Here is a 20,983-nt window from a genome sequence, read left to right as displayed (position 1 = left end):
AGCTGACCCGCCTGCGACCGCAGCTCGTCGTACGTGACGTTCATGTTCGACATGAAAAGCTCCTCAGCTCCATCAGTGGTTCGGCCGGCCCCCTAGCGGCCGATCCGTCGACGACGACCCTACTGCGGCTTCGAAGCACCCGTCGATGGGGAGGACTCCCCATCGACGCGAGCGCGGCACCGGGGCGCGCCGGCTCGGACGGCTACGGCCGCGTGGTTCCCCCACGACGCAGGCGGGCACGGCGCTGCCTCTCGACGCGCGCCCGGCGGGCGCGGAGCTCGTCGGCGGAGAGGTCGGAGAGGGCCCTGCCCCCCGCCGCCGCGCCCGGACCCTCGGGCTCGAACCGGCGGCGGAACGCACGCGTCCCCAGGACGACCGAGGTCGCGAGCAGGCCGACGGCCAGCACTCCCGCGACCACGTTCACGACGCCTGGGACGCCGGGGACCAGGGCCGTGATCGCCAGCGGCCACGCCAGACCGGCGGGGAGCATCGCGACGACGGTGCGCCCGTCCACGACCCAGCCCGCCACGTAGAACCGCATGACCGCGTCCGTGAACGGCGTCGACCGCACGGGCTGGAGCGACATCGCGACGCCGCTCAGCGTCGGCGGGCCGAACGTGGTCCCCCGCGGGGCGTGCGCCGTGAACGAGAGCTTCTCTCCGGCGTAGTCCGGCGACAGCGCGCGGCCGACGTAGACGAACGACAGCACCGCCAGCGGCCAGGAGGCCGTCAGGACGTGCCAGCCGCCGGCCCCTACCGCCAGCGCCAGGACCGGCAGCGCGAGCAGCACGAACGCGACGGCCTCGACCGGGTTCGACAGGCGTTCCCCGACGCCGCGCACCAGGCTGTCCGAGTCGACGTAGGCGAGGTAGGGCACCGACCCCACGAGCAGGAGCAGCGCCACCAGCACGATCGTCGTCCAGACGACGCCGACGAGCAGGTACCCGACGGGCCGGAGCCTCAGCGCGACCCTGCCGGGCCGTGGGCCCTGGCCCGCCGGCCGGGCCGGGCTCGTCACCTGGTCGTCCCCCATACCGTCCTCATCTCGCACGCAGCCGCCACGGCGTGCCGCCATGGGTGTCCGAACCGGTCTAGGGTCGGCACCCTAGACCATGCCAGCCGACACACCTGCCGACCCCTTGGAGAGCCCACCCATGAGCAACAACGGCACCAGCGACGACCGCGGTCGCGACGCGCGCGGCGCCGCGCCCTCGCGGACAGCGTCCACGATCCTGCTCGTCGGCTTCGTCATCATCGTCGCCGGCGGCGTCACGGCCCGGTTCGCCCCCGACCTCTTCGCCTCCCTCGGCGGGTGGGTGACGGTCGGCGTCGTCGCCGTGCTCATGGTCGTGCTGGGCAGCCTGGGCTTCATCCGTGGCATGCGGCGCAACGCCGACACCTCCGACGACACGCCGCGCTGACCGGGGTCAGCCCGCCACGGACGGGCGGTCCTCCTGCGCGACGAAGCTCACCGAGTCCACGATCTCGTCGAAGAGCGTCGCGAACGGCTCCGCCGACGGGATGTTCGGCACGTTGACTCGGATGAGCAGGAGCTTCGAGCGGTCGGGGTACGGCATGTGGTACTCGAGCCGCATCGTCCGCACGGGCAGCGCGTCCTCGCTGTCGCTGGTGCGCCCCTCGGCCATCTCCACGACGCGCGCCACCGGACCGTTGCGCTGGACAGCGACCTCGCCGCTCGGGTAGGCCGCGGTCAGCGCCGCACGCACCTCGTCCTCGGTGGTCGCGCGCGGCCCCGCGGCACCCGCCGCCGGCCATTCCTCGTCGATCATCATGACGGCGGCCGGGAAGGGCACGCCGGGCACCATCTCCAACGAGAACAGGAACGTGTGCACGCCGAGGCCGACCGCCTCGCGGGCGGTGACGAGGAGCTCCTGCGTCGCCTCACGACGCACGCGCGCGAGCCGGTCCGCCGTGCCCACCTGGTCCTTCACGAGTCGCTTGAGGAACGCCACCGTCCGCGCCGGGTCGTCCACCGGGACGTTCGCCCAGGTGCCCGGCACCACGATGCGCAGACCGCCGTTCCACGACGTCATCTGACGCGTCACGACAGCGGCTCCGTCTCCACGACGAGACCGGCCATGAGGTCGACCATCGCCTGCGGCATGTCCTCGAACGTGCCGACGCTCCGGGCGATCGCCGTGACCTCCACCATGTCCCGCGACGCGGGTGGGAACACCCCGAGGACGACCCGCTCCTCGAGCACCTCGAGGTCCGCCCCGAGGCCCGCGTCCGCCGCGCTGCCCAGCAGCAGGTGGACGCCCACGAGCCGGCCCGCGTCACCCGTCCCCGTGATCTCTCCCGCGTGGACGACCCCGTACCGCTCGGTCGTCTCGACGCCGTGCGACAGGCTCGCGGTGAACTGCTCCACCCCGAGGCCCTGCTGCGCCACCAGGGTGACCATCGCGTCGACCACCCCGGACTCCGGGCGCCGCACGAGCACCGCCGTCTGCATGGAGGAGATGTCGGCGTCGCGCACGACGGCCGCGACGTCGGAGAGCTGCTCCGCGAGCACGTCCGTCGTATCGGCCGCCTGCGCCCCGACGAGGCCCTGAGCGACCGCGCCCCGGACCAGCTCGCTCGCGGTGGCGTGCGACCACGCCCCGACGTCGGCGAGGTCGCCCGGCACCACGTGCCACTCCACCGGGAGACCGAGCTCGAAGCCCACGATCCCCCGGGTCGTCCCGTCACTCATCGCCTGCACCCCGCACCGTGGACCGCACCAACCGTGGACCGCACCATGGGCACGATCATGCCGCAGGTCAGCCGAACCACGAATTGACCTTCATCGGGATGCCCGAGATGTTGCCCCACGCACCGCCGGCGGGCTGGGTGACGACGGAGTTGCCCGTGTCCGCGATGCCCCAGCCGTTGCCGCCGCTGATGTCCGTGCCGAGCTTGACCATGTTGTTCGTCAGGTTCGCCGTCTGGTGGAAGACGGCGCTGACCGTCGCGATGGCCGACGTGGTCGACGTGACGTTGTCGATGCGCAGCCCGGTCTGGCCGAAGTGCGCGATCATGTCCGCCACGTCGTCGTTGCCCAGGGTGAACCGGGCCGCGCCGTCCTTGTACGGCAGCGGGAACTGCGAGCCCCGCCACGTGGTGAAGGCCTTGGCACCCTCCCCGTTCTTGAGCAGCCCGAACACCGCCTTGTCGGTGGACGACCGCAGGAACGGGGACTTGAGGACCTCCCAGGCACGCTGGCCGTTCGTCTGCGCGAACGTCTTGCGAGAGCTCTTGAGCAGCGCCGTGCCGAACTTCGCCCGCGCGGCGCCGTTCGACATCCGCCCCGCGGTCTGGACCACCGAGCGAGCCTTGGCGTACTTGGCGAGCGTGCCGATGGCCTTGCCGCCGAAGAGTCCCATGACCCCGAGGCCGACGCCGATGAGCGCACCCCAGCTGAAGCCCTCCCGCGCCATCTTCACGATGCCCTCGACGATCGCGATGATCGAGCCGATCGCCGCCAGCACGAGGAGCACCTGGCCGAGGACCGGCACCCAGGACAGGAAGATCGCGAGGATCCCGGCGATGTCGCAGATGATCTTGAGCGCCTTGTACAGGAACGACGCGACCTCGCCGACGTGGTCCCAGAAACCGTCCTCGAGCCCGTGCACCTTGTCGCCGGTGACGACCTCGTCGATCGAGTTCTTCGCCGTCTGCGCGGCGGAGTTCTTGTCGCCGTGCGCGTCGTTCCAGCGACCCTGCCAGTAGCTGAGGCTGCCCTCGAGGTTCGACACCCGCGAGTTCGCGGTCGCGAGCGTGCTGTTGGCCGAGTCGACGTCACCGTCGGCGGCGTCCGACGGCAGGTCGTCGACCTCGGACTGGGCGTTGTTCGCCGTCGTCCGCGCGGCGGCCAGGTCGTCCTCGATCGAGGCGATCTGGGTCGCCGCCGTCTCCGACTGCGAGATGGCCGAGTCCAAGGCCGAGCTGTACGTGACGAGCGCGTCCCCGGTGTAGCGGTAGCGGTCCGTCGCCTTGGCGATGTCCTCGCGGACGTCGTCGGCCAGCGTCTTCATCGCGTCCATCGACTTGGCCGTCGTGCTCGCGTCGTTCGAGATCGCCGCGAGGGTCGAGGTGGCCCGCCCGATGGCGTCCGCGATCTCCTGGTACTTCCTGCCCTTGGTGCGGACGAGCTCGGCGTCCCCGTCGAGCTTCTGCCACTGCGTGTCGCCCATGATCTCCCCTACGCCTTCTCGGCGCCCTCTTCGAGAGCCTTCGCGAGCTCCGCGTCGATCTCTGTGAACGTGTCGACGACCTGCTGGATGATGCCCTGGAGCTTGACGACGTTCCCCGTCATCTCCTCGCGCTTGATGCGCCACTTGTCCGCGAAGTCGTTGACCTTGTCGCGCAGGTCGTCGTGGCCGGTCGCGTCCGCGGCGTCCTCCGCGCGGTCGTCGGCGCCCTCGAACTCGTCCTTGATCGTCTTCAGGTCCTCGGCAAGAGTGCGCAACTCTTCCATGTTGATGGACAGGTCGTACCCGGCCACAGCTCCCCCTCGTCCTTGCGGCAGCGTCTCTTTTCTCTGCCGCCACGCACCGTAGCCGAGTGCGGACCGGCCGGTCGATGGGGAGGACTCCCCATCGACCGGGCCCGAGCCTGCACTCCGCTACGGGCGAGTGCCTCGTCCTTCGGCCCGCACCTTGCGCTGCGCTCCGGCTCAGTCCTCGATCCACCGGTCGGACCGAACCTGCACTCCGCTACGGGCGAGTGCCTCGTCCCTCGGCCCGCACCCTGCGCTGCGCTCCGGCTCAGTCCTCGAGGACATAGGGGAGCTGGACCCGCGTGTGCTTCCCCCGCGCGATCCACGCGCCGCGGCCCACGGGGAACTCCCCCTTGCCGGCGCGCGGCAGCGACGTCTTGAGGATCGTGTCGCCGTCGAGGTTCTCCGGCTGCAGGATGATGCCGCGGCGGCCGTTCTTCACCTCGCCGAGCAGCGGCCAGGTCGCGGCCCAGCCCGCCGTCTCCGCCTCGGCGACGAGCAGGTGGTCGCTGCTGCGGATCGCCTTGGTGAGGTCCTGGATCGGCTTGTCCGCGGGAGACTGCAGGTACTCGTTGAGCCCCTCGATGACGACGACGATGCCCGGGTCGACGTCCGGGTCCTGCACGGCGGCGAGGAGGTCCGTGGCCAGCGCCTTGACCTTGTCGATCCCCGTGGCCACCTCCGTCCAGGGCAGCTTGTCGGCGATCGCCGAACGGCCCTGCGCGAACAGGTAGAGCCGCGCCTCCGGGTTGGCACGCCGCACCGCGCGCGAGATCGCGACCAGCGCGTTGCTCCGGCCGGACCCGGGCGGGCCCGCGACGACCATCGTGCCCGTCGGGTCGAACGGCACCACGCCCAGGGTGATGCCGTCCAGGCCGAGGACGGGCTGCCCGTCCACCTGCTCGGGCAGCTCGCCCGCGCCGTACTCGGTGGGCAGCACCCGCACGGCCGGCGCGGGCCGCACGCCCGCCTGCAGCATGGACTGGCCGAGCTTCTCGGTGGCTGCTGCCTGCGCGGACACCGACGTCGTGCCGCCGATGACGGCGATCTGCACCTCGAGACCGTCGACGATCGCGCGGCCGTTGGGCGAGTCCGCCGTGATGATGTCGCGCGGCGCGTTGAAAGCCAGGTAGCCGTCGTCCGTCATCCGCAGCAGGAGGTTGCGCTGCACCATGGAGCGCACGTACGTCGGCACGGCGCCCGACCGGTCGGCGGTGAAGACCACGTGCATGCCCAGCGCACGGCCGTCGTTGAGGATGTCGCGGAACACGTCGAACCACTCGGCACGGCCCGCGCCGACCTCGAAGTCGTCGCGGAAGCCGGGGAACCCGTCCACCAGCAGCAGGATGCGCGGCACGTCGGCCCGCCCGGTGATCTGGCGGTACTCGGTGACGCTCGACGCCGACACGGCGGCGAACGCCTCCCCGCGCCGCAGCAGCTCGTCGCGCAGCATCCGCATGAGGCCGACGACGCGCTCGATGTCGTCCCCACGGGCGATCGTCCCGACGTGCGGCAGCGCGGACAGCATCCGCAGCGCGCCCGCCGCGAAGTCCAGGCCGTACACGTGCACGGGGCCGCCGCGCGGAGTGATGCCCGCCGCCGCCGCGAGGGTGCGCAGCGTCGTGCTCTTGCCGGAGCCGCCGGTGCCGTACACCCCGAGGTGACCGTCGACGTCCGGGTGGAAGTACACCGGACGCTGGGCCTGCTGCTCGGGGATGTCCGCGACGCCGAGCAGCAGCTCGGTGTCGGTGCGCTGGTGCAGCCGGGTGAGGTCGTAGGCGTCGGCCATCGAGTCCAGCCACGGCCGCCGCGGCGCGGGCAGCCGCCCGGCCGCGAACGCCTCGGTGATCCGGGCCACGAGCCGCTGCTGGTCGTTCGGGCCGAGGTCCATGTCGTCGTCCGCCGCGGACTCGACGACGGGCTCCTCCCACTTCTCCTCGCGGCCGAAGTGGAGGCCCGCGACCTCGATCGCCGCGCGCTCGGGCGCGCGGGTGCTCCACGCGCCCGCGTACCCGGACTGGAACGCCTGGAGGCGCCCGGGGCCGGTCTTGACGACGCCGCGGCCCGGGATGGCCGGGTCGATGTGGGCCGCGTCCTTGATGTCGACGACGTCGCTGGAGTCCGACTCGTCGGCCATGCGCAGCGCGACGCGCAGGTTCGTGTTGGCGCGCAGGTTGTCCTTGATGACGCCAGCGGGGCGCTGGGTCGCCATGATGAGGTGGATGCCGAGCGACCGGCCGCGCTGCGCGACGTCGACGACGCCGTCCACGAACTCCGGTACGTCGCCCACGAGCGCCGCGAACTCGTCGATGACGATGACGAGGGCCGGCGGGGTCTCCGGGTCGCCGCGCTTCTCGAGCTCGAGGAGATCCTTGACCTTCTTGCGGTTGAACAGGTGCTCGCGGTGGTGCAGCTCGGCCCGCAGCGACGTGAGAGCCCGCAGCACCAGGTGCTGCGACAGGTCGGTGACCAGGCCGACGCAGTGCGGGAGCTGGACGCAGTCGGCGAACGCCGAGCCGCCCTTGTAGTCCACGAAGAGGAACGTCACGCGGTCCGGGCTGTACTCGGCCGCCATCGCGAGCACCCATGCCTGCAGGAACTCGGACTTGCCGGCACCGGTGGTGCCGCCGACCAGGGCGTGCGGACCCTGGCTGCGCAGGTCGAGGTGCTGCGCGTCCAGGCCCGCCGAGCCGACGATCGCGCGCAGCGTCCCCGCGCGCTTGCGCGGCACCGGGGTGACGCGGTCGTACACCGACAGGTTCTGCCGCCAGCGCTCGAGCACCGCGTTCGGGTCCTCGAACAGGTCGTGCCCCAGCAGCGCGGGCATCGTCACCGAGCGGGGCAGGTCGGAGGAGTCCGCGATGATGGCGCCCGCGTCGAACACCGGGGCGAGCCGGCGGCCGTAGTCGAGCGCCGTCGTGGCGTCGATCTCCTCCAGCTCGAGGTCGTCCACCCAGCGGCCGAGGCGGACCATGCCGACACGCGGCCCCTCGGGCCCGAGGTCCACGAACGTGCGGCAGGCGGCAGGGAGCGACGCCGTGTCGGCGGAGATCCACAGCGGGTAGACGCCCGCGTCGGGGCCCTGCTCGGCGAGCTGCACCAGGCGCGCCTGCTCGACGTCGATGTCGTCGGAGATGAGGACGACGACCGCCGGGACCGGGGACTTCGTGCCCGTCTCGGCCTTCTTGCCGCCGACCTCCGCGCCGCGCTCGAGGGCGGCGTCGTCCTCGTCGATCGCGCCGCGACGCTGCGCCCCGCCGCGCTGGGAGCGCAGGCGGGTCGTCACGAGCTCCTCGAGCTCGGCGATCAGGCGGGCGGCGCCGCTCGCAGAGTCGGCGAGGTGGTGGCCCTCGACCGGGCTCTGCGGGGACGACGTGTGCGGGATCCAGGTGAGCCACTGCAGGTGCTTGGTCCACACTGGGCTGACCATGCCCGTGACGACCAGCTCCGACGGGGAGTGCAGGCCCGTGAGCTGCAGCAGCACCGCGTTGAGGCTGCCGGCCACCTTGGCGGGAGGGCCGGCGAACCCGAGCGCGCCCGCGTCGTACAGGTTCTCCACCACCGGGACGCCGGACACGTTCTCGTAGCGGTCGATCACCGCGTCGAGGCGCTCCTGGTACTCCTTGATGAGCGCACCCTTGGCCGTGTTCTTGACCGAGTTGCGCGACGGCATCGTGCCGATGCCGAACCGCACGTTGAGAAAGCTCCAGTGCTCCGGGCGGCGCGTCCACAGCATCGGCCCGTGGCGCATGGCCTCGGCGAACACGTGCGGCGTGGCCGGGGCCTCGCGCAGGCGCACGGAGCGCTCCGTCTCCTCCTCGCCGGCGAGCGCGTCGCGCAGGGCATCCAGCCGCTCCTCGAAGCGCGCGACGTCGCGCTCCTTGCGCTTGCGGGTCTGGAGGTTACGGGTCAGGTAGTTGCCGATGAGCATGATCGGCGACAGCATGATGAACACCAGTCCCATGGGGCCGCGCCCCATGGCCAGCATGAAGCCGCCCATCAGCACGGGCGCCATCAGCGCGAGCACCGGGAACGGTTGCTTCTCCGTCTCGCTGGGCACCTCCGGGGACTCGAACTGGTCGCCGGAGTAGCGCGCCTCCACCCGCGGGGAGCGGGTGAACGGCACCGGCCCCGCCTTGGGCGCGACCCCCGTGAGCGTCGTCGGCTTGCGGCGCTCGATGGTCATCGTCGTGTCGCCGACCACCACCCGCTGGCTGCCGTCGACGCGCAGGCGCTGCACGTGGTCTCCGTCGACCAGGAGGCCGTTGGCCGAGCCCAGGTCGACGACGTCGACCACGTCGGACACGTCCAGGCGCAGGTGCTGCTTGGACACCAGCGGGTCGCTGAGCACGACGTCGCACCCCTGCGCGCGACCGAGCACCCAGCTGCCCTCCGGCAGGTCGATGGCGCTGCCGTCACCGAAGCGCAGCGTAGCCCGCACCTCGCGCGCCCCCGGGTAGTCGAAGCCGGGACGGTCCAGGTCGACGACGGCGACCTCCGCGCCCGAGCCGATCCACGCCTCGCCGAGCGCGGCGTCCGCGGGCAGGCGCACCGGCCGGTCCTGGCCCGGCAGGCGGGCCTCGAGGGTCCGCGGACCGTCGGGGGCAGCCCCCAGCCCGGCAGGGTCCACGCGGGCGACCGTCGAGGCCACCTCGCCGATCGTCGCCCCCGCGTCCGCGGTGATGACGACGTCGTCCTGCGTGGTGTCCGGGCGTCGGAGCGTCACCTTGACGCGCATCGCTCTCCTCGGTTCGTTCTGTCAGGTCGGTGGTGGTGCAGGTGGTGCAGGTCCTCGGGTGCTGCTGGTGCTCGGGCAGCGCCCGTCAGCGGCGGCCGCGGCGGGCGAGCAGCAGGACGAGGGCGGTCACGCCCGCCCCGGCGGCGGCGCTCAGGCCGATGACACGCCAGTTGCCGGGGTCGGTGAGCTCGCGGCCGATCGCCCGGTAGTAGTCGAGGGGGTTGCCGGTGCCCACGCCGTCCCCCAGCAGGCCGAGGGTCACGACGACGACGAACGCGATCGCCGCGGCCCCGATCGCCATGACGAGCACCATCTGCCCCGGCGTGGGGCGCTGCTTGCCGCTACTCACCGGGCTCCCCCTGGAGGTCGAGCAGGGGCAGGTCCTCGGCCGTGACGAGCCGGGACGCGACCGCGTACTCGACGAGCCGCGCCCGGCGGTTGGTCGCCAGCCCCCCGGTGCTGCCGCGCAAGCCCTTCACGCCGACGCGGTCGAGCTTCTCGCACACGTTGTCGAGCTTGCGGTTGAACCGTGTCGTGGTCCAGCCCAGGCGGGCGGCCGCCTCCGCGGACGACGGGATCTCGGACAGGCCCGTGCCGTCGCGGCGCAGCATCGGCTCGCACAGGGAGACGACGAGCTGGCGCTGGCTGACGGTGAAGGGGATCATCCCGATCGTCGTCGCGCCGCCCTTCGGGTCCTCGGTGTGGATCTCCGCGTACGGGGCCGGCGTCAGGCGCGCGAGGAGCTCGTACGTCGTCGGCCCGGCGGTGAAGACGATCGACGTCGAGGGGAAGACGATGGGCAGCGAAGTGCCCGGCGACAGCCACGACTGGACGCCGCCCGCGGCGTCGCACACCGTCGCGGAGAGACGGTTGCCGACGTTCCCCAACCACCACAGCCCGGAGGTGTGCGTGAGCTGCAGGAACCGCCGGTGCAGGTAAGGGTTGTCGTCGAGCTCGAGGTCACCCTCGCGCCCGATCTCGAAGACGCCTTCGGAGTCGGGCCGGAACCACTCCCCGGCGAACTCGACGGCCAGCTCGCTCATCGGTCGCTCATTCGACGCACTGGACCTTGGGCTGGATCGAGAACGCCCCGGAGCGGACGACGACGACCTCGACGCAGGTGCCCTCCCCGCCCTCGACGCGCGGCACCGTCACCGTGGCCTCGGAGAGCTGCTGGTAGTGGGCCTCGGCGAGCGCGGCCGGCGTGCGCCAGCCGTACGTGTCGCCGTCCTGCGGGTCCGGGTTGGTCCAGGTGAAGACCACCTCGTCGCCCTCGACCTTGCCCTCGAGCTCGGTCACGGCGGGGACCAGCCCGCCCAGGTTGTCGACCGGCGGGGCCGGGTCGTCCCCGCTGCTGGTGGCGACGTCGGTCGCGGCGTCGTCGGGGTCGTCGCCGGTGTTCGGCAGGAGCACCACGAGGAGCGTGACCGCCGCGACGAGCAGCGCCGCCCCCATGATCCCGAGGGCGATCATCAGCCCGCGCCGCTGGGGCGCGTCGGCCTCGGGCGCCGGTGCCGGCACGGCTGCCGTGGGCGCGGCGGGGGCCATCGAGCGGTGCACCGTGTCGCCGAGGTCGTCCTCCAGGGCGACGGCGGGGGCGCCCGCGGGCGCCGGCGCGGGCGCCGGGCGGACTTGCTGACCCGCCCAGCCGCTGCCCGAGGGGACGCTCGCGATCGCGGGACCGGCGCTCGCCGGACCCCGGGGGTCCACCGAGACGACCTCGCGCAGCCGGGTGCCGACCTCGTCGTCGTCCGCCCCGTCGAGCGAGCCGTCGTCCTCGTCCTGCACGTGGCCGCGGTTGTCGAGCAGGTCGATCGGCGTGACGGCGAACGACAGCTCCGTCTGCACGGCCTGCAGGGCGCGGGCGAAGGCCAGCGCCGTCGGGTACCGCGACGCGGGGTTCTTGGCCATCGCCGTGCTGAGCACCCGCTCGAGGGACGCCGGGACGTCGGAACGACCGGTGGGCAGCAGGGGTGCGGACTCGATGCGCGCCACCAGGTCGGCGCTCGTGTTGGAGCCGCCGGGCACCTCGAACGGGGTGCGGGAGGCGAGCAGGGAGTAGGTGGTCGCCGCGAGGCCCCAGACGTCCGTGCCGATGCCGGTGGCCGGGGGCTCGGCGAACGACTCGGGCGGCGACCACGGGATCGACATGCCCTCGGCCCGGCCCGCGTCGTCGAGCGTGGAGGAGATGCCGAAGTCGGTCAGCGCCGGGTGCCCGTACTCGGTGACCAGGATGTTCGCCGGCTTGATGTCACGGTGCAGGATGCCGGCGCGGTGCGCCGTCTCGACCGCGCCCGCCACCTGGACGGCGACGCGCAGCACGTCCGGGACGCTCATCCGCTCGCTGCGGTAGCGGGCGCCCATGTTCGGCCGGGAGCAGAACTCCATGGCCAGGTAGGGCCGGCCGTCCGCGGCGACGTCCGCCTCGTACATCGTGACGATCGACGGGTGGGTCGACAGCGTCGCCATGAGGTCGGCCTCGGCGTCGAACGCCTCGCGCTGCCCCTCCCCCGTCCACTCGTGGAGCAGCACCTTGACCGCCACGCGTCGGCGCGGGCGTCGCTGCTGGTAGAGGAAGACGTCGGAGAAGCCACCGGAACCGACGATCTCGACGTACTCGAACCCGTCGATCTCGGGCGGCGGGGAGGGTGGGCGCTTGCGGCTCACGGTGTCAGAGGATCCCTTCGAACGTCAGCGTCACGCCGTCGCCCAGGTCGACGACGTCGCCGGAGACGATCAGCACCGGCTCGCCCGGGTGGAGCCGCAGCGGAGCCTGCCCGGAGCGCAGCAGGGTCGTGCCGTTGGTCGTGCTCATGTCGCTCACCAGGACGTGCCAGCCCTCGAGCCGCACCTCTGCGTGCGAGCGGGAGATGTCCTGCTCGGGGCTCGGCACCGTGACCAGCCGGGGCAGGTCGTCGCCCGCGGACCGCGGCGAGCGGGGCCGGCGCCCGACCACGACCGGACGGTCCAGCGTCACGCGAGGACCACCGGAGACCACCATCACGCCGAGGGCCGGGCGCGGGACCTGCCGCGCCTCGCCCACGAGGGACTGGCCGCAGGCGGCGCAGTCGTCGCGCTGCGGCGGGTTCGGGTGCCCGGAGGTGCACGAGCGCGCCAGGATCATGGGCCGCCCGGGCATCGGGGCGGGGGCGAACGACGGGCCCGGGCCGACAGGAGCTCCCGAGGTGATCGGGGCCGAGGGGGTCATCGGGGCCGCCGGGCTCATCGGGGCGGCGGCGGCCGGTTCGGGGTCGACGACCAGCGGCACGCCCGCATCGCGCGCCGCCTGCTCCGCGGCGATCGCGCGCAGGTCGGCGATCGCCGACGACATCACGGTGCTGCCGTCGATCTCGTCGTCCCCGGCCGTGCCGAGCCCCTGCGGCGCCAGGGTGCCGACCGGGGCGAGCGTCGGCAGCGGGTCGGGCACGGGGGCCGGGGCCGCCTCGGGCACCGGGGCCGCCACCGCGTCCGGCACCCGGATCGGGGCCGCGGCCGGCTCCTCCTCGTCCTCGTCCTCGTCGGGCGGGCGGACCGCCGCCGCCTCCACGCCGCGCATCACGGTGGAGCCCCAGAGATGGCCGTACCCCGTCGTCTCCTCCACGGGGGCCTCGCCGTCCGCCGCGGGCGCACCGCCCGCGGCCTCGTCCTCGGCGCGGTCCTCGGCGCGGTCCTCGGCGCGGGGGACGTCGTCGCCGGTGACGGTCATCGACGGCACCATGGTCGCCTCGGGGGCGATCGTCGCCTCCGACGCGTCCTTGTCCTCGTCCGCGGGCGCGGGCGCGAAGCCGACCGCGGGCGGCGCCACCGCGACGGAACCCACCGGCACCGACCCCGCCATGACTGACGACGAGTCCACCGGGGCGCCGGTCACGAGACCCGACGACAGCGCCGGCTCGACGGCGTCCCCGGGCTCCTCGTCGCCCGGCGCGTCCCAGGGGTCGGGGGCCCGCTCGCTGCGGCGGGCGGGCCCGGCGGGCGCCACCTCGTCCGTGAGCCGCATCCCGACGGACGCGACCAGCACGACGCCGCCGTCCAGCGGCATGGCCCGGTCGTCCAGCAGGTCGCCCGTCGGCTCGCTGACCCCGACCTGGACCGCAAGGTCCACGACGTCGTCGAACGTGCGCTCGGCCCAGGTGGTCACGCCCTCGCCGGAGACGTGGTCCCGCCCGTCGGGGCGCGCCACCGTCACGGAGGTCGCGCCGCGGGCGGCGACCTGCACCCGGCGGCCGTCGGCCACGGCGATCGCGAACGGGGGCAGGGAAGCCAGGCTCGCGCCGAACGACCCGGTGAGGACCTCCAGCACCGGCACGACGCCCGGCCGCTCGCCGAGCACGGTCCACAGCTCGTCGACCAGCTCCGGCGTCACCTTCTCCGGCAGCACCACGACGGCCCCGGGACGCACCACCCCGTAGGCCGGACCGATCACATAGCGCGACGTCACGTCTGATCTCCCTTCCACGGAGACCGTCGGGGCACCGTGTCCTCGTCGTCGCGGCGGGCCCGCCCGTCCCGGGGGGCCGTGCTCTCCAGGGCGCCCGTCAGCCCTGTGGCGTCCACCACGATGACGGTGATGTTATCCCTTCCGCCCGCGACAAGTGCCTCGTGCACCAGGCGTTCTGCGACCACCTGCGGGTCGGGCTCGGCGAGCAGCACCGTCTCGATCCGCTCGTCCGTCAGCTCTCCGGTGAGCCCGTCGGAGCAGATCAGCAGCCGGTCGCCCGCGTGCACGGGCAGCAGCCAGAAGTCGGCGTCCGGCTCCTCGGGGGCGCCGAGCGCCCGCGTCACGACGTGCCGGCGCGGGTGGGTCGCCGCCTGCTCCCGGGTGATGCGGCCGGCGTCGACCAGCTCCTGCACCTCGGAGTGGTCGACGCTGACCTGCTCGAGCTCGCCGTCGGAGAGGCGGTAGGTGCGCGAGTCCCCGAGGTTCACCACGAGCCAGTAGGGCTCGCCGCCCTGCTCGGTGAGCGCGACGCCGGTCAGCGTCGTGCCCGCGCCCCGCCCGGGCGTCGTCTCGATCGCGAGCACCGACTCGTGCGCGACCCGCACCCGGCAGCGCACCGAGTCCGCCCCGACGACCTCGGACTCGACGAGGGGGCGCAGCGCCTCCACGGCGGCCGCGCTCGCGACCTCACCCGCGTCGTGCCCGCCCATCCCGTCCGCGACGAAGAAGACGGACCCGCTCGCCAGGTAGGAGTCCTCGTTGAGCTTGCGCCGTGCGCCCTGGTGCGTCGCCGCGCCCCACAGCAGACCGAGCTCGGCGTCGACGCTCATGCGCCGCCCGCCCCGACGACGGTGATCCGGCGGGCGCCGGCCTGGACGACCCAGCCCGCGGTCACCGTGACGGGGATCCCGGCGACGAGCTCGTGCACGGTGCCGTCGGGTGCGATCACGGCGCTCCCGTTGGTGCTGCCGAGGTCCCGCGCCTGGAGGCCCTCAGGCGTGGGCACCAGCTCCAGATGGGTCTTGGAGACGGAGCGCGTGGCGTCGGGCACGCTGAGCAGCGTCGCCGGGGCCGCGCCGTCCTGCTGCGGGTTGCGGCCCACGAGTGTCCGCGACGCGACGGTCACCCGACGGCCGGGGTCGATCTCGACGACGATCCGCGGCGGCATCGTCCCGTCGCCCGACGACCGGCGCGACGAGACGCTGAAGCGCGTCGCCTCGAGGTCCTCGAGGTCCTCCGCGTCGGCGGCCGGCGCGACGGCGTGCGGCGGTGCGGCCGGTGCCGGTGCCACGGGCCGCGGCGCCGCGGGCTGCTGGAGGAAAGGCTGCTGGGCGACGGGCCGCTGGGCGGGAGGCTGTGCGGGCGTTGCCGGCGTGGCGGGCGCGGCGGTTCCCGCGCCGTCCGCGCGGACCGGGGCCCGGTGGACCGTGTGCGGGTCGGCGTCGTACAGGCCCGGGCCTGCGGCCCCGGCGGGGCCGCCGTGCCCGGCGCCCTGGGGGTCCGGCTGCGCGGGCGGCGTGCCGGCGGCCGAGCTCCCCGGGACGCCGGTGACGAGACCGCCCTGGTCGCGGGCCGCCTCGGGGAACGCCCACGGGTCCGGCACCGGGGCGCCCGCCCGGGCTGCCCCGGCGGACGCCGCGGCTGCCACCCCCGGCCCGGCGGAGGCCGGGGCGAAGGTCCGCGGCGGGACGCCACGGACGTCGCGCACGACGGACCGGCCGGCCTTGTCGTGCCAGCCCTGCCGCCGGCCGGTCGCGTCGAACGTGGGCGACACCAGCACGAGCACCGTCCCGAGGAGCGGCAGCACGCCCGCTCCGGCGAGCACCAGCCAGCGCAGCAGGCCCCGGCCGGCGCCGACCGGGCCGCCGCCGTCGAGCGCCACGGTGCGGATGCCGAGCAGGCGGTTGCCGAGCGTCGCGCCGGTGAGCCCGTCGAGCAGCGCAAGCAGCACCCAGCCGGCGAGGCTGACGAGGCCCGCGACGCCGTAGACCACGGCCAGCGCACCGGCCAGCTCGTTCGACGCCGCGGTGGCGCCCATCACCGTCGTCGCCTCGGCCAGCGCCGACATGGCCTCGCCGACGCCGGTGACGACGGCGAGGATCCCCGCGACGACGCCGGACACGATCGAGACCGCGAGCACGTCGAGCAGGTACGCGCCCGCCCGCCGTCCCACGCCGGCCAGCGGAGGCTCCGTGGCGGGGGCCGCCGCGGGGGGCGCGAGGGTCGCCCCGCGGCGGGTCGCCTCGCGCATCTCCGGCTCGGTGGCCTCCTGACCCGCGCTCAGCCCGGGCTGCGGCCCGACCCCCGTGGGGGTACCGCACACCGTGCAGAACGCCCCGGACTGCTCCGCCGCGCCACAGGCGCCGCACGTCGTGGTCATCGATCCTCCTGCTGCCGTGCCCGTCGCGCCTCGGCGTCCCTGCGACGCCGTGCGCGGGCCATCCTCTCAGTGACGGGACGCACGGCCCGACGCCCCAAACCGGCGAGGCCCGCCGGCACCGCGCGCGCCCAGCGACCGAGCACCACCTTGACGGGCGGGGCGTCCGCGCCGCGCACCGAGCGCAGCGACAGCCGTGAGGCGACGCGCCTGCGCCACGGCACCGAGGAGCGCATGGTGCCGACCAGCTCGTCCACGTGCGTCCAGTACTCGTCGACCTCCGCCGTGCTGGGCTCCCCGGCACCGAACACCGTGCGGTCCGCCCGGTGGGCGAGCGTCGCCGTGGCCGTCGTGTCCGCCGCCGGGAGCTGCTCGGTCAGGAGCCGCGCGCCCTCGCGGCGCGTCGCGGCGCGGGGAACACCCGCTCCGAGGTCGGTGGCGACGTCGACGACCTCGCGCCAGCCGCCGCTGACGCGGTCCACCACGGCCGGCGCCGACCGGCGTCGACCGCGCCTGCGGGCCTTGTACACGAGGATGAACAGTATCGGTGCCGCGAGGATGAGGAGCGGCACGCCGACGGTCATCACGAAGATGGCGACCTGGCGCCAGTCGATGCCCTCGGCCTCCTCTTCCTCCTTCTCGTCCTCGACGTCGCCCGCCTCCGCCTGCGGCGGCTCCTCGGGCGACTCGGGGGTCTCCAGGACCGGAGGCTTCGGGATCTGCTTGGAGCGCGGCAGCGGCTCGACCTTGTTGTCCTCGTCCGGGATGGCGTCGAACGCCACCCAGCCGTAGTCCTCGAACGGGACCTCGATCCAGGCGTGCACGTCCGCGCCCGTGACCACGTACGGCGTGCCCGGCTTCCAGGTGTCCTCGTCCGGGTAGAACCCCATGACGACGCGGGCGGGGATGCCCGCCTGGCGCGCCATGAGCGCGAGCGCGGTGGCGAACTGCTCGTCGTCGCCCACCATCTCGTCCTGGGCGAGCAGCGCGTCGATGCGCGCGGCCGAGTGGCCCGGGCGCGACGGCGGCTGGTTCTCCAGGCCGCTCGAGTAGACGCCCGTGGCGGCCAGCGTGTCCCGGATGTTGGTGAGGCGCTCGAACGGCTCGGTGGCGTCGGCCGCGAACTGCTGCGACTTGCTCGGCACCGCGTTCGCGACGTCCTTCGGCTCGGGCAGGTCGACGTCGAGGACCTTGGCGGACGCCAGTGCCTCGTCGGACGGCCGCGGCGCGACGATGGCGTCGAGCTCGTACGAGTCCCCCGGCCGGATCCCCGCGGTCACGAGCCCCGTGCCCGACGTCGCGTTGTAGTAGGTGCTGGCCGCGAGCTCGTCGGCGCGCTCGCCGTCGAACGAGATGCCCGCGAGCTCACCGACGTCGGGCATCCAGACGCCGGAGTAGCCGGTGACCGTCACCTGGACGGGCGTGCGGGTGCCCGGCGTCACCGTGTCGATGACCTCGCCGGCGCGGTTGAAGACGCCCGAGCCGCCGCCGCTCGACGCGTCGTACACGGTGCCCGCGTACGCGTCGAGGGTCGCGAGGCGCACGCGGGCGTCCTCGGGCATGCCCGTCACGGTGAACAGCTCGGTGTCCGCGAGGTCCTTGGTGTAGGTGCGGAACGCCACGAGCGGGCTCGTGTACTGGTGCAGGTCCAGCGGCGGCGTGATCAGCTCGCGCAGCACCACGCGCTCGCCGCCCGCGAGCTGCGGGGCGAGCAGGACGGCGGCCGCACCGCCCGCCACGAGCATCATGGCGCCGCCGCGCGCACGCTGGGCGCGCAGGCGCCGCGTCGCGGACCGGCTGGCGTCCGACAGCAGCGTGTTCGCGCCCATCCGTGTCTCGGCGGCCCGCCAGGACGCCCACAGGCTGCCGACGACGGCGACCACGAGGCCCTGGACAAGCGGGTACGCCGGCAGGATCGTGCCCAGCAGGGCCACCGTGGCCAGCGCCACCACCACCGGCGCCAGCGCCCACGCGGCCCGCGTGGAACGCCAGGCGATCGTGCCGGCGAGCACGCCGGTGACCAGCAGCAGCGCGAACGGCACGACGGCGAGGTCGCCGAACGACGACAGCGGGGTGACGGTGGTGACGAACTCCTTCCACCCGTGCACGGCGCCGACGGCGAGCTCGACGACGGTCCGTCCCGTGGGCACCACGCCGGCGATCGTCGTGCCGGGCAGCGCCAGCGCGCCGCCGAGCAGGAAGTAGCCCAGCACGGTCGCCGCCGACACGAGCAGCACAGACCAGCGCAGCCAGGCGCCCAGCCAGGCGATGAGCAGGCCCAGTGCCGCACCGCCGAGGGCGGGCAGCAGGTAGCCGGGACCGCCCCAGGCGGGCCCGAACCCGACGGCGACGACGCCGAGCAGGGCGGCGAGCACGAGCCCGTCGACGAGCCCGCCGACGGTGAGCGCCCGGACCTTCTTCGCAGGGCGGCCGGCGCCACGCGTGGTGCCGGCGCGCACCGACGTGCGCGAGGTGCCACCGGTGTGCCCGGTGTGTCCCGTCCCGCCCGTGTCGCCGGGCACGGGAGCGTTCGGCCGCTCAGTCATTCATCCTCCGCAGTGCGTTCGGCAGGTCGGCGAGGTCGCCGAGCGTCAGCACCTGCATGTCGGCGACCCGGCCCCGGCTCACGGAGCTGCCCGGCGCGCAGCGCATCGCGACGAGACGCGCGTCGGCGGGCAGCCGCACGGCGGCGGACCTCAGGTCGGTGGGGGTGACCCGGCTGCCCACGACGAGGGCGACCACCGAGGCGTCGGTGACCGTCGACGAGGCGACCCGGGCGATCTCGGCGAGGCTCGTGCGCGCCGTCGACAGCTCGAGACGAGTGAGGTCGTCGAGCAGGCGGGTGCGGTGGTCGCCGCGCACACGACCCTGCGGGACGAGCACGGCCAGGCCGCCGTCCTCACGGATCGCCTGCAGGCCGAGGGACCCGCACACCGACACGGCGAGCTCGAACTCGTCGGGGTCGGCGTAGTCCTCCTCGCGCGTCGACAGGATGACGGCGAGGCGCGAGCGGCGCGTCTCCTCGAACTGACGCACCATGAGCTGGCCCGTGCGGGCCGTGGACTTCCAGTGGATGTGCCGGCGGTCGTCGCCGGGCACGTAGTCGCGCAGCGCGTGGAACGACACGTCCGAGTCGGAGATGTCGGGGGTCACGCGGCCCTCGAGGTCGTGCAGCAGGCCCGTGGACGAGCCCGACAGGGGCAGGGTGCGCGGGTGGACGAACAGCTCCTCCGGCTCCGTCCACACCAGCTCGCGGCGCAGCAGCCCGAGCGGGTCGGCGCGCACGGATCGCACCGGCCCCAGGGGGATGACGGCGCGGCGGTGGGTGGGGACGGCGAAGATCTCCTCGTGCTCCCCCTCGGGGCGCAGGCGCGGCACCGGGAACGAGGCGACGCCCTGGCCCACCTGGAGCTCCATCACGGCCGGGAGCATGGCGCGCGACGAGTCGTTGCGGACCAGCAGCCGGCCCACCGCCCGGTCGCCGACGACCACGCGACGCGACGCGACGTCGAGCGTCACGGTGTACCGCAGTCGGCCGAGCACGAAGGCCACGGCGCCCAGCAGGGCGACCGTCACGGCGACCGCGATGGCCGCCCACTCCTCCCAGCGGAGCACGACGCCCGTCCACCACGCCACGGCGGCCAGCAGCAGCACCGTCCAGCCGAACGGCGAGACGACGCCCAGCACGGGCCGGGTCCGGGCCCAGGCGCGCGCGACGGCGTCGCCGACGGCCCGGCCCACCGCCGCGAGGCCGTCGCGCGGGCCGCGACGGCGGCGCGCGGGCGTCGCAGGGGCCTCGGGCCGCGCGGCGTCGTCCGGCGGCGTGTCGAGGTCCGGGTCGGCCGGCGCGGAGGTGTCCAGCTCGGTGGTGGTCGTCATGATGTGCTCAGCTCCCTGTCAGACCGGCGGGCACTCAGGCCGTGCGACGCTCCTGCGGTGCGGGCACGTCGGTCAGGAGGCGCGAGATCGCGGACTCCGCGGTGGCCCCGGCGAACTCCGCCTCCGGGTCCAGCACGATGCGGTGGGCCCACACCGGCTGCAGCAGGTCCTTGACGTCGTCCGGCAGCACGTAGTTGCGGCCGTGCGCCGCGGCCCACACCTTCATGCAGCGCACCAGCGCCAGCGCGCCACGGACGGAGACGCCAACGTGCACGTCGGCCGCCGCGCGCGACTCCTCCGCGAGGCGCGAGACGTACTCCAGCACGGCCGGGTCGACGTGAGCCGCGGCCGCCAGCGCGGCCATGTCCACGACGGCCTGGCCGGTGATGACGGGCTGCAGCGCCGCGCTGCGGTCGCGCACGGCCGAACCCGCGAGGATCTCCACCGTGGACGCGAGGTCCGGGTAGCCGATCGACGTCTTCATGAGGAAGCGGTCGAGCTGCGCCTCGGGCAGCCGGTAGGTGCCGGCCTGCTCGATGGGGTTCTGGGTCGCGACCACCATGAACGGGGTGCCCGTCTTGTGCGTCACGCCGTCGACGGTGACCTGGCCCTCCTCCATGACCTCGAGCAGGGCCGACTGCGTCTTCGGCGAGGCGCGGTTGATCTCGTCCGCGAGCACGATGTTCGCGAAGATCGGGCCCTCGTGGAAGTCGAACTTGCCGGACTTCTGGTCGTAGATCGTCACGCCCGTGACGTCCGAGGGCAGGAGGTCCGGGGTGAACTGGATGCGGTGGTTGGTGCCCTGCACGCTGGCGGCCATCGCGCGGGCGAGCATCGTCTTGCCCGTCCCGGGGGCGTCCTCCAGCAGCAGGTGGCCCTCGGCCAGCATGCAGGTCAGCGCCAGCCGGATCTGGTCGTCCTTGCCCAGCACCGCCTGCCCGACGTTGCCGACGATGCGGTCGAACGTCTGGGCGAACCAGGCGGCCTGCTCAGGGGTCATGGTGCTCATCGAGATTCTCTCCAGGTCCAGTCGTCGGTCTCGTCGCGGTG

General features: G+C 73.9%; 16 protein-coding genes. 1 reads left to right on the top strand and 15 read right to left on the bottom strand.

Going from position 1 to position 20,983, the window contains the following annotated elements:
* Positions 1-202: 202 nt before the first annotated feature.
* Complete coding sequence (locus LEP48_RS17225; RefSeq protein WP_225566809.1) at positions 203-1,033, bottom strand: hypothetical protein; 831 nt, start codon at positions 1,031-1,033, stop codon at positions 203-205.
* Between the two features lie 121 nt (positions 1,034-1,154).
* On the opposite strand from LEP48_RS17225, the gene LEP48_RS17220 reads away from it, so the two are divergent.
* Positions 1,155-1,421: a hypothetical protein gene (locus LEP48_RS17220; RefSeq protein WP_225566808.1), complete on the top strand. Its 267-nt coding sequence runs from the start codon at positions 1,155-1,157 to the stop codon at positions 1,419-1,421.
* A 6-nt stretch (positions 1,422-1,427) separates the two neighbouring features.
* Here the strand turns inward: LEP48_RS17220 and LEP48_RS17215 are convergent, their stop codons facing one another.
* The 14 genes from LEP48_RS17215 to LEP48_RS17150 all read right to left on the bottom strand — a co-directional run bounded on the left by LEP48_RS17215 (position 1,428) and on the right by LEP48_RS17150 (position 20,942).
* Entirely contained in the window at positions 1,428-2,066 is a 639-nt protein-coding gene (locus tag LEP48_RS17215) for a hypothetical protein (RefSeq protein ID WP_225566807.1), read from the bottom strand.
* Complete coding sequence (locus LEP48_RS17210) at positions 2,063-2,713, bottom strand: hypothetical protein (RefSeq protein WP_225566806.1); 651 nt, start codon at positions 2,711-2,713, stop codon at positions 2,063-2,065. Before LEP48_RS17210 ends, LEP48_RS17215 begins: the two co-directional genes overlap by 4 nt.
* Before the next feature lie 67 nt (positions 2,714-2,780).
* Positions 2,781-4,193 carry a hypothetical protein gene (locus tag LEP48_RS17205; RefSeq protein WP_225566805.1) on the bottom strand — a complete coding sequence of 471 codons (1,413 nt, stop codon included), beginning with the start codon at positions 4,191-4,193 and terminating at the stop codon, positions 2,781-2,783.
* A gap of 8 nt (positions 4,194-4,201) precedes the next feature.
* On the bottom strand, positions 4,202-4,504 hold the full coding sequence (locus LEP48_RS17200; RefSeq protein WP_225566804.1) for a hypothetical protein: 303 nt from the start codon (positions 4,502-4,504) through the stop codon (positions 4,202-4,204).
* 262 nt (positions 4,505-4,766) lie between these two features.
* Complete coding sequence (locus tag LEP48_RS17195; protein WP_225566803.1) at positions 4,767-9,236, bottom strand: FtsK/SpoIIIE domain-containing protein; 4,470 nt, start codon at positions 9,234-9,236, stop codon at positions 4,767-4,769.
* Between the two features lie 85 nt (positions 9,237-9,321).
* On the bottom strand, positions 9,322-9,585 hold the full coding sequence (locus LEP48_RS17190) for a hypothetical protein (RefSeq protein ID WP_225566802.1): 264 nt from the start codon (positions 9,583-9,585) through the stop codon (positions 9,322-9,324).
* Positions 9,578-10,279 carry a hypothetical protein gene (locus LEP48_RS17185; protein ID WP_225566801.1) on the bottom strand — a complete coding sequence of 234 codons (702 nt, stop codon included), beginning with the start codon at positions 10,277-10,279 and terminating at the stop codon, positions 9,578-9,580. The genes LEP48_RS17190 and LEP48_RS17185 overlap by 8 nt, the downstream gene beginning before the upstream one ends.
* A 7-nt stretch (positions 10,280-10,286) precedes the next feature.
* Entirely contained in the window at positions 10,287-11,903 is a 1,617-nt protein-coding gene (locus LEP48_RS17180) for a serine/threonine-protein kinase (RefSeq protein ID WP_225566800.1), read from the bottom strand.
* A 4-nt stretch (positions 11,904-11,907) separates the two neighbouring features.
* Entirely contained in the window at positions 11,908-13,677 is a 1,770-nt protein-coding gene (locus LEP48_RS18880; RefSeq protein ID WP_225566799.1) for an FHA domain-containing protein, read from the bottom strand.
* A complete protein-coding gene (locus LEP48_RS17170; RefSeq protein ID WP_225566798.1) occupies positions 13,674-14,507 on the bottom strand; it encodes a PP2C family protein-serine/threonine phosphatase in 834 nt (277 codons plus the stop codon). The genes LEP48_RS18880 and LEP48_RS17170 overlap by 4 nt, the downstream gene beginning before the upstream one ends.
* A complete protein-coding gene (locus LEP48_RS17165) occupies positions 14,504-16,057 on the bottom strand; it encodes an RDD family protein (RefSeq protein ID WP_225566797.1) in 1,554 nt (517 codons plus the stop codon). The genes LEP48_RS17170 and LEP48_RS17165 overlap by 4 nt, the downstream gene beginning before the upstream one ends.
* The gene (locus LEP48_RS17160; protein WP_225566796.1) at positions 16,054-18,600 is read right to left on the bottom strand and encodes a transglutaminase-like domain-containing protein; all 2,547 of its coding nucleotides are present in this window, start codon (positions 18,598-18,600) and stop codon (positions 16,054-16,056) included. The genes LEP48_RS17165 and LEP48_RS17160 overlap by 4 nt, the downstream gene beginning before the upstream one ends.
* The gene (locus LEP48_RS17155; RefSeq protein ID WP_225566795.1) at positions 18,593-19,933 is read right to left on the bottom strand and encodes a DUF58 domain-containing protein; all 1,341 of its coding nucleotides are present in this window, start codon (positions 19,931-19,933) and stop codon (positions 18,593-18,595) included. The genes LEP48_RS17160 and LEP48_RS17155 overlap by 8 nt, the downstream gene beginning before the upstream one ends.
* 34 nt (positions 19,934-19,967) lie before the next feature.
* Positions 19,968-20,942, bottom strand: a complete 975-nt coding sequence (locus LEP48_RS17150; protein ID WP_225566794.1) for an AAA family ATPase — start codon at positions 20,940-20,942, stop codon at positions 19,968-19,970.
* Positions 20,943-20,983 lie beyond the last annotated feature (41 nt).

It is taken from the genome of Isoptericola luteus, assembly GCF_020297055.1.
Taxonomy (GTDB): Bacteria; Actinomycetota; Actinomycetes; order Actinomycetales; family Cellulomonadaceae; genus Isoptericola; species Isoptericola luteus.
Note: the sequence above shows the minus strand (reverse complement) of the source record. Positions and strands in the feature narration are given on the sequence as shown.